The 13598-nt window shown below is 40.6% G+C and carries 16 protein-coding genes and 1 pseudogene; 6 read left to right on the plus strand and 11 right to left on the minus strand.

Annotated features, from left to right (window positions below; all coding sequences use genetic code 11):
• The first annotated feature begins 2 nt into the window (after positions 1-2).
• A complete protein-coding gene (locus BQ4443_RS06235; protein WP_071058393.1) occupies positions 3-1526 on the plus strand; it encodes a BamA/TamA family outer membrane protein in 1524 nt (507 codons plus the stop codon).
• Between the two features lie 340 nt (positions 1527-1866).
• On the opposite strand, the gene BQ4443_RS06240 is transcribed toward BQ4443_RS06235, so the two are convergent.
• The 5 genes and pseudogenes from BQ4443_RS06240 to BQ4443_RS12635 form a co-directional block, all read right to left on the minus strand.
• Positions 1867-3480, minus strand: a complete 1614-nt coding sequence (locus BQ4443_RS06240) for an IS66 family transposase (RefSeq protein WP_143000556.1) — start codon at positions 3478-3480, stop codon at positions 1867-1869.
• 86 nt (positions 3481-3566) lie between these two features.
• Positions 3567-3959: an IS66 family insertion sequence element accessory protein TnpB gene (tnpB, locus tag BQ4443_RS06245; protein WP_023950278.1), complete on the minus strand. Its 393-nt coding sequence runs from the start codon at positions 3957-3959 to the stop codon at positions 3567-3569.
• A gap of 75 nt (positions 3960-4034) precedes the next feature.
• Positions 4035-4304 (minus strand): hypothetical protein, encoded by a 270-nt coding sequence (locus tag BQ4443_RS06250; protein ID WP_143000569.1) that lies wholly within the window; start codon positions 4302-4304, stop codon positions 4035-4037.
• Positions 4305-4399: 95 nt separating this feature from the next.
• Positions 4400-5221 carry an Rpn family recombination-promoting nuclease/putative transposase gene (locus BQ4443_RS12165; protein WP_371128784.1) on the minus strand — a complete coding sequence of 274 codons (822 nt, stop codon included), beginning with the start codon at positions 5219-5221 and terminating at the stop codon, positions 4400-4402.
• Positions 5222-5257: 36 nt separating this feature from the next.
• Positions 5258-5644, minus strand: a pseudogene (locus BQ4443_RS12635) (Rpn family recombination-promoting nuclease/putative transposase); the annotation flags it as partial.
• A 225-nt stretch (positions 5645-5869) separates the two neighbouring features.
• Between BQ4443_RS12635 and BQ4443_RS12430 the strand changes: the two are divergent.
• From BQ4443_RS12430 to BQ4443_RS06290, 5 genes are all read left to right on the plus strand, one after another.
• Positions 5870-6022 carry a hypothetical protein gene (locus BQ4443_RS12430; protein WP_162146575.1) on the plus strand — a complete coding sequence of 51 codons (153 nt, stop codon included), beginning with the start codon at positions 5870-5872 and terminating at the stop codon, positions 6020-6022.
• 969 nt (positions 6023-6991) lie between these two features.
• The gene (locus tag BQ4443_RS06275; protein ID WP_071058399.1) at positions 6992-8179 is read left to right on the plus strand and encodes a porin; all 1188 of its coding nucleotides are present in this window, start codon (positions 6992-6994) and stop codon (positions 8177-8179) included.
• A 141-nt stretch (positions 8180-8320) separates the two neighbouring features.
• Entirely contained in the window at positions 8321-8914 is a 594-nt protein-coding gene (gene tadA, locus BQ4443_RS06280; RefSeq protein WP_342664077.1) for a tRNA adenosine(34) deaminase TadA, read from the plus strand.
• Complete coding sequence (locus BQ4443_RS06285) at positions 8892-10142, plus strand: LD-carboxypeptidase (protein WP_023950196.1); 1251 nt, start codon at positions 8892-8894, stop codon at positions 10140-10142. Before tadA ends, BQ4443_RS06285 begins: the two co-directional genes overlap by 23 nt.
• Before the next feature lie 62 nt (positions 10143-10204).
• Entirely contained in the window at positions 10205-10561 is a 357-nt protein-coding gene (locus BQ4443_RS06290; RefSeq protein ID WP_023950197.1) for a hypothetical protein, read from the plus strand.
• 64 nt (positions 10562-10625) lie between these two features.
• Here BQ4443_RS06290 and BQ4443_RS06295 read toward each other — a convergent pair whose 3' ends face one another.
• The 6 genes from BQ4443_RS06295 to tnpA all read right to left on the minus strand — a co-directional run bounded on the left by BQ4443_RS06295 (position 10626) and on the right by tnpA (position 13543).
• Positions 10626-10880: a YfhL family 4Fe-4S dicluster ferredoxin gene (locus tag BQ4443_RS06295; RefSeq protein ID WP_023950198.1), complete on the minus strand. Its 255-nt coding sequence runs from the start codon at positions 10878-10880 to the stop codon at positions 10626-10628.
• Positions 10881-10895: 15 nt separating this feature from the next.
• On the minus strand, positions 10896-11399 hold the full coding sequence (gene coaD / locus BQ4443_RS06300; protein WP_023950199.1) for a pantetheine-phosphate adenylyltransferase: 504 nt from the start codon (positions 11397-11399) through the stop codon (positions 10896-10898).
• Between the two features lie 42 nt (positions 11400-11441).
• Positions 11442-12044, minus strand: a complete 603-nt coding sequence (gene rsmD, locus BQ4443_RS06305) for a 16S rRNA (guanine(966)-N(2))-methyltransferase RsmD (protein WP_023950200.1) — start codon at positions 12042-12044, stop codon at positions 11442-11444.
• 247 nt (positions 12045-12291) lie between these two features.
• On the minus strand, positions 12292-12675 hold the full coding sequence (locus BQ4443_RS06310) for a HepT-like ribonuclease domain-containing protein (RefSeq protein WP_023950201.1): 384 nt from the start codon (positions 12673-12675) through the stop codon (positions 12292-12294).
• Positions 12672-12968, minus strand: coding sequence for a nucleotidyltransferase family protein (locus BQ4443_RS06315; RefSeq protein ID WP_023950202.1), 297 nt, complete (start codon positions 12966-12968; stop codon positions 12672-12674). The genes BQ4443_RS06310 and BQ4443_RS06315 overlap by 4 nt, the downstream gene beginning before the upstream one ends.
• A 158-nt stretch (positions 12969-13126) precedes the next feature.
• A complete protein-coding gene (gene tnpA / locus BQ4443_RS06320) occupies positions 13127-13543 on the minus strand; it encodes an IS200/IS605 family transposase (RefSeq protein WP_071058400.1) in 417 nt (138 codons plus the stop codon).
• Positions 13544-13598: the final 55 nt, after the last annotated feature.

A 13598-nucleotide genomic window follows, 5' to 3' on the forward strand; every position in this document is an offset into this window, starting at 1 on the left:
TAATGAGGGTGGTTAGAAGGTTACTTTATCTGCTTATTACTTTGGATTTTGCGATTGGTTCATCCTTTGTGCACGCCTCTATCATATCAAAAATCAGTATTTCGGGAAATTCTTCCATTCCGCAAGAAGCAATAGAACATAATTTACGCTTAAATAATCTAGTTGTAGGTAGCTCATTTGATGAGAGTAAATTAGAAATTGTTCGACAGCATATTGTTGCTCACTACCATGATTTTCGACGCAATCATGCAGAAGTTAAAACAAACATTAGTTATTTAAATGATGACAAGGTTGATATTAATCTTGATATTCACGAATTAAATGAGACATTAACGACCAACAATACTTTACCATATGATGAGTATATTTTTTCCGATACAGGTAGTGATAATCAAGGGCAGAGTTCTGCTGATGGCGTTATTTCATTTGGTCTAGGATATGGTAATAAAGGTGTGAGTACTAAGTTAAGTCTTATTAAACGCAATCTATGGGATACTAATGTCACTTTGCGGGTATCAGGTAGACATGACCGTTATGAAAAAAATGCTGAAATTGGTATTGTTAAACCCAATTTCTTTTTTCAAGGTGCAAACTTAGATACCGTCTTTTTTTATGATGTTTTTGATAATAAACATGGACGTACAGTATCACCTTATCGCCGTAAATCTTACGGTCTTGAATTGAAACTTAATTTTCCATTAGATACACACACTCAAATGTATGGAGGTATACGATACGCTAGAAATAAGGTTGAAAATATAGCGAATGAGTATCATCGGGCAAAATATTTGGTAAGTGTAAACCGACATCAGTGGGTATTTAAAGGTAATGATTTGGATTTTTTGCTTGGGTGGTCATGGAACAACTTAAATCAAAAAACTCTTCCCACTAAAGGATTCTCTTTTAAGGTGGATGGTAGTGTGTCATTACCAGGTTCAGAAAACCATTATTATAAAAGTAGCCTAGAAATGCAATTGTTTTATCCCATTGATAGTAGGCATGAATGGGTTTTGGGTATTAAAACCTATCTAGCTTATGCAAAGGGAATGAGTGGTTACGATATTCCTTTTTATCAACGTTATACAGCTGGAGGGCAAGGAACTATCCGAGGATTTGCCTATGGTGCGATAGGACCACAAGCGGTATATAGTCAAAAGGCTATGCCAAAAGTTTTAACATCTTCACTTCTCTATAATCAAAAAAGTACACATATTATTGGAGGCAATGCATTAGCTACTGGTAGTATAGAGCTAAAAGTTCCTAGTTTCTTTATACCTCAGAAATATCAAACAAAGCTTCATACATCTTTGTTTGTTGATGTAGCGAACGTATGGGATACTAGCAATGTAAAACATCCATTGACCTTAGATAATTATCATGCTCGTCATGTACGCCTTTCAGCAGGTCTATCCTTGCAATGGAAGCTACCAGTAGGAATAGTCGCTGTTTCTTATGCCATCCCCATACAGAAAAAACCTAGGGATAGAATTGAAAGATTACAACTAAACCTAATGGGAAGTTTTTAGTGTAAGTAGTCATAAACGCTATTTGTTCATTCAATTGAGTTAGTATGTTTGCAAATATTTGTTCCTGTTTTCGTCACTTTTTCGGGTTACCCACACACTTTCCATATAAATCAATGGGTTAGGTCAAAATCTAGGGTGTTTTTGGTGACCCAATGACGAAGACAGGAACAAATTGGGTTGAAATATATCAATCCACTATGCTCTTTTTAGGCAAAATAAATTTTTAGGTAGAGTGCTTATAGTTTCTATGGGTAAGTCAGTAACATCGTAAGCGTCCGGTGAACTCCGATTGACTTCCGTTTTTAAACGTTCAATGCCCCGATTTTGTCGGGGCATTGTGTTAATTCTTGGTGTCGTTTGGCGCTTGCCAACGATGAGGCAGAAGCTCAGTAATGTCCTTCGCTTTCTGTGTCGGCAATCGTTCCAACACATCCTTAAGGTAAGCATAAGGGTCATGGCCATTGAGCTTAGCCGATTGAATTAACGACATCACCGCAGCCGCACGTCGACCCGCTTTCTCTGAACCTACAAAGAGCCAATTCTTGCGACCAATCGCGAGTGGACGAATCAAATTCTCTACCGCATTATTATCCATCGGCAGTTGAGCGTCTTCCAAGAGGCGCGTCAAGGCAAGCCAATTGTTCAGGCTGTAACGAATGGCTTTGGCGATCGCCGAGTTCGGCGGCACCAGCTCAAACTGACTGCGCAACCACCTTTCTAATTGCTTAAGTGCCGGCTCCATGTGGCGTTGTCGATGAGCTAATCGCTCCGGTGGACTTAAGTTCCTGGCCTCGGCCTCGTAGTGATAAAGTCGTTGGATTTGTTGTAAGGCCTGTTCAGCCACTGAGCTGCCGTTGGCTTGGTAAATATCGTGGAATTTGCGACGCGCATGCGCCCAACATCCCCCCTCAATCACTTGCTCATCGGCAAAGAGGGCTTTATAACCGGCGTAATCATCACACATCAGACTACCGCGCCAATCGCCTAAGAATTCGCGGGCATGAGCGCCTGAGCGACCTGGCTTAAAGTCATAAATCACCGCTTTCATCTGCTCATAAGCACCCGGGGCATAGACCCAGAAATAACCACGTTGCGTTTTGCCCTTTTTATGGTGCATGTAAGTGATGGGGGTCTCATCGGCATGCAATACCGAATGCGAGAGCACCTCTTGGCGTAAAGCATCAACGAGCGGTTGTAACTGTGCGCCACAGGTGCCTACCCAATCCGCCAGCGTAGAACGGGCAATGCGTACACCGCTGCGCTCAAAGATGGCTTCTTGACGGTGCAACGGCAGATGGTCAGCATACTTCATGATGAGTACTGTCGCCAGCAGTCCGGTCGTTGCCAACCCCTTATCAATGATGTGAGGAGGTACCGGCGCTTGATTGAGGGTCTTGCAACAATCACACACGTATTTCGGACGAATGTGATTCTCCACGCTAAAAGTACCGGGTACATAATCCAGTTTCTGACTCACATCATCCCCAAGATGACGCATCTCAGCACCACAACCACAGCTCGTGCTTTCCAACGTATAATGAATATCCACCGAGGGCAATTCCGCCGGCAAACGCATACGAGACGGTGTGCGAGGTGTGTGCTCTTGACCACTCATGGACGTTAATTGCTGACCGATGTTGTCTAACATCGTTTCTAGCTCAGCCAGATCCTCATGGGCGTCATCTTCAAAAAGTTTCGCTTGTAGGTCAGGGAGCTGTTCGCTACGTTTAGCAAAGTTGATGCGTCTTAAGATCGCCAACTCCATCTTCACTTGTTCGTAAGCGCTCAGAACACGACGATAGGCCAGATCCTTTTCTTCCACCTGTGCTGCTTTTTTTACAATCAATGCGTCTTGTTGAGCAATTAAGGCTTGTTGTTGCAGCACGAGTTCGCGCAACTGCTCAGCAGTTAACTGGGATAAATCAGAGGAAAGAAAAGCAAAAGAATTCGGCATAAGACGTAGTATGCCTTATGCCGATAAAATAAGCGATCCCGAGAATACCTAATTGACAAGATCGCCCCACTTAGCTCACGATCAAACTAACAATAACGATAGATACCGGCTTCACCTAAACGATGCCAAGGCAGCCCCAAGGCTAAGGCCTGCAGTTGTTCTGCTGACAGTGCCGGATTCATCCGTGAGCCTGCACCGTGAAAGCGTCCTTCATGTAGTCGACGAACACATAGCCACGACCCCATCGCATCGTGCATGAGTAATTTAAGAAGCGTGTGCGTGCGATTCATAAACACATAGGCTTCGTGAGGTGCTACCTGACCAAAGCGCTGAATTGCCTTAGTGCGCAAGGTATCCATCCCTGCTCGTAAATCTGTCGCCTCACTCACCAGGATGATTCTATCTAGTGCCAGTAGGCTAGACGCTTGCTCTTGAATTCCCACTCGTTGGGCGGTCTCGATACGCATTAAAGACGGCATTGATTTCTCCTAACATACACAAAACCATAGTGTCGCGCAATTTAGCAGGAATGAATACATGTATTCACCGGACGCTTACGTAACATCGTGGATAAGGGTAATATCTGTACCATGAGCTTTCAGCTTTTTAGCGGTAGAGATTTTTTCTTCTTCTCTGCCGAGAGCCATACCTTTTTCGTGAACTTCTTTATATTTGACATCAAGGGAAATCATATGATTCCAATGGTATTTATTCTGTCGAATAAAGTCCTCCACTTGCTGAGCAGTCATGTTAGCGACATTGGCTTTGCGAAAGATTTCACGGAAGGTCTCGTCAGTGATAAATTGATGTGGCATGGTTTTCATTTCTCCAAGGGCAGAGAGAATAGTCAGGAAAGACTGTTCTCTTTTATGTATTTTCCTTTTTGTTTAAAAACACGACTGATTGAGTGATTGCGTAGTTATAGTTTTTCAATAATTTCTAGGGGTAAGCCAGTGACATCATGGATAAGAGCAATATCTGTGCCACGCGCTTTTAGTTTTTTAGCAGTGGAGAGTTTTTCTTCTTCTTTCCCAATGCTAATCCCTTCCTGGAGCCCTTTTTCTTTTCCCTCATTATATTTGACATCAAGGGAAATCATATGATTCCAATGGTATTTATTCTGGCGAATAAAGTCCTCCACTTGCTGAGCGGTCATATTCGCCACATTGGCTTTGCGAAAGATTTCTCTAAAGGTATCGTCAGTAATAAATTGATGTGGCATGGTTTTCATCTCTCCAAGGAATTTAATGAAATATAGCCAAGTGTGTAGGCGACTGTTCTGATAGTCTAGCGTATTTTTCTGGATTTTGGGTAGTTCTAGAAAAATTAAGTTGAGTTTATGACTAATCGGGTGATGGGTCTCGGTATCGATGAGGGAAGCATGGGTAAAAAAGGGTTCTTTAGGAAACTGAATAAAATTAATAAAGGAGATGACGTAGACGGGATCAAAAGGGTGATGCCAATTCTCACCGACTTTGATTTGTTTATTTAAGGCAGTGACGGCATAGGCTAAGGTACGATCAATATAGTGGGGGTGGTCGATATTCTGCACTTCGATAATGAGGTGAGTGTTATCAGAGGTGGTGCAGTAGATATCGAAGATGACGTTGCGGTTATCGAGGGATTCGCCGATTTGTTCGGTGTTGTTGAGGTGCAGATCAATAATCGGGGGTTCTTTATCGGCGAGGATGGTGTTGAGAAGGTCGATGAGGAGGTGCTTATGGTCGAGCTGACCGAACATCCATTTAAAGACCCAGTCTTNCGGGTGATGGGTATCGGTATCGATGAGGGAAGCATGGGTAAAAAAGGGTTCTTTGGGAAACTGAATAAAATTAATAAAGGAGATGACGTAGACGGGGTCAAAAGGGCGATGCCAATTCTCACCGACTTTGATTTGTTTATTTAAGGCAGTGACGGCATAGGCTAAGGTACGGTCAATATAGTGGGGGTGGTCGATATTTTGTACTTCGATAATGAGGTGAGTGTTATCAGAGGTGGTGCAGTAAATATCGAAGATGACGTTGCGGTTATCGAGGGATTCACCGATTTGTTCGGTGTTGTTGAGTTGAATATCGATGATGGGGGGCTCTTTATCGGCGAGGATGGTGTTGAGAAGGTCGATGAGGAGGTGCTTATGGTCGAGCTGACCGAACATCCATTTAAAGACCCAGTCTTGAGTGAGGTCAAGGTGGGTAAAGGGGAGGGAAGAGGCGTCAGCGGTGCTCGCAGTTGGATTGGCGGTAGAAGAGGCGAACGCTGAGGAGGGAGGTGCTGTAGGGTCAGATGTGACGGTAGCAGCTGGAGATGGTGGCGTAGAGTTAGTAGAGGAAGGGGACGGTTTTTTTNAGTGAGGTCAAGGTGGGTAAAGGGGAGGGAAGAGGCGTCAGCGGTGCTCGCAGTTGGATTGGCGGTAGAAGAGGCGAACGCTGAGGAGGGAGGTGCTGTAGGGTCAGATGTGACGGTAGCAGCTGGAGATGGTGGCGTAGAGTTAGTAGAGGAAGGGGACGGTTTTTTTCGAGAGGTCATGATGAAATCCTACTAGGTTTAGTGAGAAAGATTTCATGCTAAAGGGAGCGGTTGTGATGTTCTATTGGACAAAACTATTCTGTCATACTAGACAAATAACAAAAGTTAAGATCTATATTCCATTCATCGTTATATTCTTTATAGTGGAATAATTTAAATAGTCATTGCTATTGTTACTGTTAAAAGTTAACAGCGAGGGCAGTTAAAAGCGAGCGGATAGTGAATCATGAATCGTTATATATTATCTATAAAGATTTATGATGCATATGCATAGATAAGGATAGCTTTGATAGGACATCAAACACTAAAAGTATAAAACGATAAAAATATAAAATGCTAAAAATGATGTCGCTACAATCACAGCAACACAAAGAGTTAGTTTATATCTAAGATAAGTGAGCATAAGTAAATTGGATTCTGTGGCACCTACATATGATTAGTGGCTAAAATGCTTTAATTTAACCTACTAATTAAGCTTGAATAAACTAAGCTTGAATAAACGCTATATGACTCTAGTGGACTAAAGCACTAACATACTAAGGGTACTAAGGAATACTAAGGGCACTAAGGATCCACAATTTAACTCAGCCACTTACGTCATACTGTCGTACATAAACGACACACTATCAACTAAATGCTTCAATAACATAATTGATGACTATTTCTTGCGTATAATGAATTTATAAGAAATCAAACTTAAAGTGATTTCTTAAGAATTTGAGCAAACAAACAGGCGAAAGCTACTGTTGGAAACAAGCATCAAATTATGAGGTTTTGTAGTATAAAAACATCAAAAAGTGGTTTTAAAGCGACAAAATTAGGCAAAAAAACCACAGAATGCAAACTTTCTTAACGTTGGTGCTAGTCAGTTGCTCAAAAATTTGATGCAATAACCATAACTTCCCTTTGTGGAAAATTTTCGAGAAAGGTTGATTTACTTCTTAATCACTTTTCAGATTAATCAAAAATCTTACGGAGATTTCAAATGAAAAAGACATTATTAGCTGCTGCTTTAGTTGCTGGTTTTGCTGGTGTAGCTCAAGCTGAGTCATCAGTTACATTATACGGTTTAGTTGACGCTGGTTTAGGTTACAGCGAGAAAAAAACAACTACTGAAGGTAGTTCTACAAAATTACGTGAAATTGGTGCAGTAACCAACATTAAAAATGGTAGCCGTTGGGGTTTAAAAGGTACTGAAGACTTAGGTAACGGTACTGCTGCTATCTTCCAATTAGAATCTGGCTTCGATCCAGCAACTGGTCACTCTGAACAAGCTGAAACATCAACACTAACAGTAAAAGATAAAGCAGGAAACGAAGTTGGTACAACAAAAGTTAAACAAGGTCGTTTATTCGGTCGTAAAGCTATCATCGGTTTAACTGGTGAAAGCTGGGGTACATTCACAGTAGGTCGTCAATACAACGTAGCTGACGATTTAGTATCTGGTATTGATCCATTTGGTACAGGTTGGGGTAATGCTGGTGCTGGTTCTACTTTTGGTGATTCAATCTCTGCTCGCCAAAGCCCAACATTCAAATACTTATCTCCAAACTATGACGGTTTCAAATTCGGTGTAGGTTTTGGCTATAACGACGAAAAAGAAAGTGCAAATGGCAATCAAACTGGTAAAAAATCTTCTAAAATTGCAACAGCTGGTGTTGGTTATAACAACGGTGGTTTAGAAGTTGGTGCTTCTTTTGACTACGACAGACAAAAAGCTGAAGGTGATTTAGGTGAGCAAGATCGTACAGCTAAAGCATGGACAGTAGCTGCTGCTTATGACTTTAACCCAGTTAAAGTAGCTTTGGGTTATGGTCAACAACGTGACGGCGTAATCAATGGTAAATTTGGTTTAGCTGATTCTGCTTACGGATTGAAAGCTTGGGATAAGCGAGGTCTTCGTGCTCAATCTTGGTTCGGTGGTTTAACTTTCAAAGCTAGCGAAACTAGCAAAATCATCGCTGGTTACCAAGGTGGTCGTATCAAACATAACGACTTCGACGGTGTGCGTATCAATACACACGTATGGAGCTTAGGTTACCAACAAGACCTATCTAAACGTACTCACGTTTATGTGTTAGGTTCTTATGGTCAATCTAAATGGAAACAAGAAAACAATGACCAAAAAGTTCGCTTCACTCAAGCAGTTGTTGGTTTACAACACCGCTTCTAATTGTTTCGCATGACATAGTGCATGCTTAACAATTGCCGAAAGGCTACACAGCCCCCTAGCTTAGGCTAGGGGGTTTTGCTTTGTTTGTAGTAAAATAACAGTATTTTCTAGCGTAGCTAGGGTACGAATGTTAGTCATGATATGGATTATAGTTGTCAATCTTCTGGAATAAACACTTCTTGTACGATGGTTAGTGCTAACGACACTGTTAACATTGCTTATGCTAATAATGATGGTAGTAATGATAACGGCAGCAGTAACCATTACTATATGCGTCAGGCGTTAGAGCAAGCTTATCTTGCTTATCAGCAAGGAGAGATTCCTGTGGGTGCCGTTGTGGTTTCTGCTAATGGTGAAATCATTGGAAAAGGGTATAATCGTACTATTATGGATGCTGATCCTACAGCACATGCCGAAATCATGGCATTACGTATGGCTGCCAAGGCAATGGGTAATTATCGCTTAACGGGCTGTAAGCTGTATGTTAGCCTAGAGCCTTGCATGATGTGTCTAGGTGCCATATTGCATTCTCGTCTTAGTGAAATTGTTTTTGCAGCTAGAGATGTCAAAACAGGTGCTTGCGGTGGTGTGATTGATATACATGCTAATCATCAGTTAAATCATCAAACACGCGTGAGTATGGGAATTTTGCAAGAGGAAAGCACCGCTTTGCTACGCCAATTTTTTAAAGAACGTCGACAAGGGAAAAATCATGTCAACACCAACAAAGTCTGATGAAAAACAATTAGAGCAACGTTTAAATGATGCTCAGATTCTTTTTGATGAGGCGGATGATGTGCCGATTAGTAAACAGTATGACCATAAACTAGGTCTTTATTTGATTTCTCCCTCTGGTTATTTAGCTGAACCAGAGCGTCTTTATATTGCCAAGCGTAAACTAAACTCTTTAGGTTTCAACGTCAAAATAGACAAAGCAGCAGATGGGCAGTTTTCACGTTTTGCCGCTCCAGATGAGGAGCGTGTGAAAGCATTTAATCGTGCGGCTAAAAGTAAATGTGAGATCGTGATGGCAACGCGTGGTGGTTATGGTCTCACTCGTATTTTGCACAAGATTGATTGGAAATTTCTTGAGGCAAATCCTAAGACTTATGTTGGTTATAGTGACTTTACTGCCTTTAATTTGGCACTCTTAGCGAAGACAGGCTTGCCAAGCTTTACAGGACCGAATGCTGTGGGTGATTTTGGTGGTAATGAGGTCAATGACTTAATCGCTGATATTTTTGTCGAGGTAATGCGTGGTGAGCTAGAGGTATTAAGCTTTATTTCACCTGATTCAGACCCTGTGGATGCAGAGGGCATTTTATGGGGAGGTAATCTGGCTATGGTTGCCTCTTTGGTGGGGACCCCCTATTTGCCGGCTATTAAAAAAGGGATTTTATTTTTAGAAGATGTGAGTGAGCATCCTTATCGGATTGAGAGATTATTGACTCAATTACTGCATGCAGGCATTCTAGAAAAGCAGAAAGCGATTGTATTAGGTGATTTTACAGATTACAAAATCACTAAAACGGACCATGGATTTGATATGCCAGATGTCATTAAATGGTTGCGTAGCCAGATTAATATACCAATTATCACAGGATTACCTTATGGGCATGGCGAGATGCGTGTGACCCTTCCTATAGGGAAAAAAGTAGGTATTGCAACAGAAGATGGGATGGCATATCTAGTTATTGATAAGCACGATCATGAGCATGAAGTATATGAGGGTAATTATGCTCAAACAACAGAGGCATCATCTATAGATGAAGATTATCCTATCTCTGATAATGAGGTTGAAGAGGCAGAGACACAGCCTGTAGGTAAAAAATCTAAAAAAAGTGATAAAAAATCAGCTATGGCTACTGATGATACACGTAATGAATCGGAAGAGTTTATCAAAGAGAAAAGCAAAAAAGATAAATCATCAAAGCAGCACAAAAAGTCTAAGAAGAATAAGTGAGGATGTGACAAGGTATAGATAGGCGTAGGGAAGGTGGTAAAGACAACTATAGGAGAGACTTAATGAAGCAACACAGTCAAAAGCTCTTAACATTGTTATTGGTGACAAGCTTAGTCACCGCTATGCCGTCTGCTCATGCTATTAAGTTATATGGTCAGTTTGATCAAGGGCTTAGCTACCAACATCAGAGTAGACAAGGGCAAGTGAATGGCATTCCCTTTTCTACTAATCAGCATAGCATTGGCGTACAGTCTTTCAAAGACCAAAGTTATGTCGGTATTTATGCCGAAGAGCCACTTGGCAAGGGAAATAAAGTCTTTATCCAATTAGAGCATGAACTTGGTGACTTTACGCCGTCAGGGCTTTCACCTAAAGGCGGCGAGGTCTTTGATAAAGCTGTGATTGGTATAGGTGGATAGTTCTCTTTCTATTACTGTAATCACATAGTCAATGTTAGAGAATTTTTCTCAGGACAAGGGGAAGTTATTTTTTCTGTTGCTGTAATAGCTTAAACTTTTCCATTAATTGCTCTGGTGTTTCATTCCACTCAGGGTGGGGTGAAATACAGTCTACAGGACAAACTGCCATACACTGTGGCTCGTCATGATGCCCTACACACTCAGTGCATTTTTCTGGTTCAATGATATAAATTTCTGGTCCCATGTAAATGGCATCATTGGGGCATTGCGGTTCACAAACATCACAGTTGATACATTCTTCACTAATAGTTAATGCCATGGTACTACCTTAAGATTACTTAGAAGCTTCTTGTTGTTTACGGGCAGCAACTTTTTCATTGAGCCAACGTTCAACAGAAGGGAATACAAATTTACTGACGTCCCCACCCAAAAGTGCAATCTCTCGCACAAACGTGCCAGAAATAAATTGGTATTGGTCTGAGGGTGTCATAAAGAGAGTTTCAACATCGGGTAATTGGTAACGGTTCATTCCAGCCATTTGAAATTCATATTCAAAGTCTGATACGGCACGTAGCCCACGAATAATCACACGTGCATTTTCTTGGCGCACAAAGTCTTTTAATAAACCGTCAAACGTTTTAATGACAACGTTAGGATAGTGTCCTAACACTTCATTAGCAATTTTTAAGCGTTCATCAAGAGAGAAGAAAGGGTTTTTTCCTCGACTTGCCGCTACACCTACAACGACTTGATCAAAGATACCAGATGCTCGGCGAACAAGGTCTTCATGACCACGTGTAATTGGGTCAAAGGTTCCAGGGTAAACAGCAGTTAACATAGGGTTTCTCTCTTAAGCTTTGTTAATACTTTATTATAAACCTTATTCAGATGTTTCATATTGAAATAGATGAAAATAAACCATACCCGCTTTAGAAGAACGAATACAAGTAAAAGGAGCTTCAAGGGTTTGTGCCTTTTCTGATTCAATATAGACTAATCCATTAGGTTTAAGAATCTGTGGTAAAAAAGGTTTGACTTGCTCAAGTAAAGTCGTGTTAAAGGGAGGGTCTAATAAGACTAAGTCAAAACGCGATGCATCCATACGATTAAGAACAAGCATGGCATCATGACTATGAATACGCACAGTGGTTAAATTATATTTATCGCGAATAGTACGCAAGTGTCGCAATGCCTCAGGATTAGACTCTACCATTTGAACATGACCAACACCTCGAGATGCCGCTTCAAAGCCTAATGCCCCAGACCCTGCGAATAAATCTAATACCGATTTATCGTGATATTGTCCTTGCCAGAGGTGATGTATCCAGTTGTATAAGGTTTCACGGACACGATCAGGTGTTGGGCGTAAACCGGGGACATTAGCTACAGGAATAAGCGTGCGTTTTAACTCTCCTCCAATAATACGCACTTTGGTAGTGGGATTGTTGGGGGAAGGTTTGCTAGAGGGGTGGTGTTGCTTCATACTTAAAAAATTTTTTATAGATAAGGTATTATAATCCCTCAATCTGAGAATAAGCTCTTTTTTGATGTTGTGACGAGTAGTCTTTCAGAGTAATTGTTACTTAGTTAGTTAAGTAGTTAATATTCGACTAAATCCTTGCAGACAGAAAACTTTAGAGCTTTACTTTATTGGCGATGTGATGGATACCACGGGGGAGTTAGTAGGCTAGAAGTATTATCATCAGTGCATAGGTATGGCAATTTTATACTTATATTTCCATTTCTGGATCTGGCGGAGTTTGATGTAGCGACTTAACTAGCTTATTAATGACAATTTGTAAATCGGGAATATCTGTTTTAGCAGTAGCATAAATTAATGTTAAGCTGACATCTTCATATTGATGAGTAATAAAATTTCTCATGGTTTTTGATAGTTTAAAAATCTCTTCAATATCTTTAAATTTATCCTTTTGATTTAGAAGTCTACCTGCATTTTCACCAAGAATAATAAAATTTAGCTGGGTTGCTTGTCGTTTAGCTTTATCTTTAACAAATGCTTCATAGGTTAAATTATGAGTATGTTCTAAAATATCATTTATAGCTTGTTGCATATACTGTAAATAGATTAAGCTTTTATCATTATCTAAACTCATAGCAATATCGTCTCATTATTGATTTTTTCACTAAGCTTTCCTTTAAAGCTATGGGAGTCAATTAAATCAATTTTGAGTTGTGGAAACAACTCTTCTAAATCATTTTGCAAGCGAGCTATAGCAAATAGACTAGTGAAAGGTTTGATATCAACTAAAATATCTAAATCACTTCCTTCATGGTCATCACCTCGGGCAACTGAGCCAAAAATTCTAGGGTTAATTGCAAAAGGGTAACGAGAAAATATCCTTTTAAGATCTTGCATTTTCTCAGCAAGTAGAAGGGATGGTTTCATATATAGCCTCCACTTTAAGCTGTACTCGTATTAGTATACCCGAATAAAAATACTTACCAAAGCCCATATATAGTCATTTTTATCAGTCCGTGCCGTAAAACCCCGTCCTTCAGGGCGGAGATATAAGGCACAAACGCCGTTAGCCGTTTCAAACCTAACTAATCAGGTGTTTGTTGTTGCTCGATATATTGACGAATAATCGAAATCGGTGCACCACCGCAACTGCCTGCAAAATAAGATGGTGACCAAAGCTGATTACCCCAGAGTTTTTTGCGGATGCTCAGGTAGTTTTTCTTTCTAATCATTCGGCTTGACACACCTTTTAAGCTGTTCGTCAGCGTAGATACCACCACTTTAGGTGGGTATTCAACAAGTAAATGAACGTGATCGTCTTCACCATCAAACTCGACGAGTTTCGCTTCAAAATCATTGCAGACACTTTCAAAAATCAATCTAAGATTGTCTAAGATCGCTTTTGTGAAAACATTACGGCGGTATTTTGTTACAAAGACTAAGTGAACGTGCATATTAAAAACACAATGTCCTCCGTGTCTAATTTCAGTTTCTTTTTTCATAGACTAAGTGTAGAATGTAGGAAAAAAATCACATTCTAAACCTTGTCAATGCAGT

The organism is Pelistega sp. MC2, assembly GCF_900099475.1.
Classification (GTDB): Bacteria; Pseudomonadota; Gammaproteobacteria; order Burkholderiales; family Burkholderiaceae_B; genus Taylorella; species Taylorella indica.

Bases quoted from the DNA above. Each gene is read 5' to 3' on its own strand.
- BQ4443_RS06235 (WP_071058393.1), top strand. From the start codon at position 3: ATGAGGGTGGTTAGAAGGTTACTTTATCTGCTTATTACTTTGGATTTT.
- BQ4443_RS06240 (WP_143000556.1), bottom strand. From the start codon at position 3,480: ATGCCGAATTCTTTTGCTTTTCTTTCCTCTGATTTATCCCAGTTAACT.
- tnpB (WP_023950278.1), bottom strand. From the start codon at position 3,959: ATGCCGTCTTTAATGCGTATCGAGACCGCCCAACGAGTGGGAATTCAA.
- BQ4443_RS06250 (WP_143000569.1), bottom strand. From the start codon at position 4,304: ATGAAAACCATGCCACATCAATTTATCACTGACGAGACCTTCCGTGAA.
- BQ4443_RS12165 (WP_371128784.1), bottom strand. From the start codon at position 5,221: ATGTTCGGTCAGCTCGACCATAAGCACCTCCTCATCGACCTTCTCAAC.
- BQ4443_RS06275 (WP_071058399.1), top strand. From the start codon at position 6,992: ATGAAAAAGACATTATTAGCTGCTGCTTTAGTTGCTGGTTTTGCTGGT.
- tadA (WP_342664077.1), top strand. From the start codon at position 8,321: ATGGATTATAGTTGTCAATCTTCTGGAATAAACACTTCTTGTACGATG.
- BQ4443_RS06285 (WP_023950196.1), top strand. From the start codon at position 8,892: ATGTCAACACCAACAAAGTCTGATGAAAAACAATTAGAGCAACGTTTA.
- BQ4443_RS06290 (WP_023950197.1), top strand. From the start codon at position 10,205: ATGAAGCAACACAGTCAAAAGCTCTTAACATTGTTATTGGTGACAAGC.
- BQ4443_RS06295 (WP_023950198.1), bottom strand. From the start codon at position 10,880: ATGGCATTAACTATTAGTGAAGAATGTATCAACTGTGATGTTTGTGAA.
- coaD (WP_023950199.1), bottom strand. From the start codon at position 11,399: ATGTTAACTGCTGTTTACCCTGGAACCTTTGACCCAATTACACGTGGT.
- rsmD (WP_023950200.1), bottom strand. From the start codon at position 12,044: ATGAAGCAACACCACCCCTCTAGCAAACCTTCCCCCAACAATCCCACT.
- BQ4443_RS06310 (WP_023950201.1), bottom strand. From the start codon at position 12,675: ATGAGTTTAGATAATGATAAAAGCTTAATCTATTTACAGTATATGCAA.
- BQ4443_RS06315 (WP_023950202.1), bottom strand. From the start codon at position 12,968: ATGAAACCATCCCTTCTACTTGCTGAGAAAATGCAAGATCTTAAAAGG.
- tnpA (WP_071058400.1), bottom strand. From the start codon at position 13,543: ATGAAAAAAGAAACTGAAATTAGACACGGAGGACATTGTGTTTTTAAT.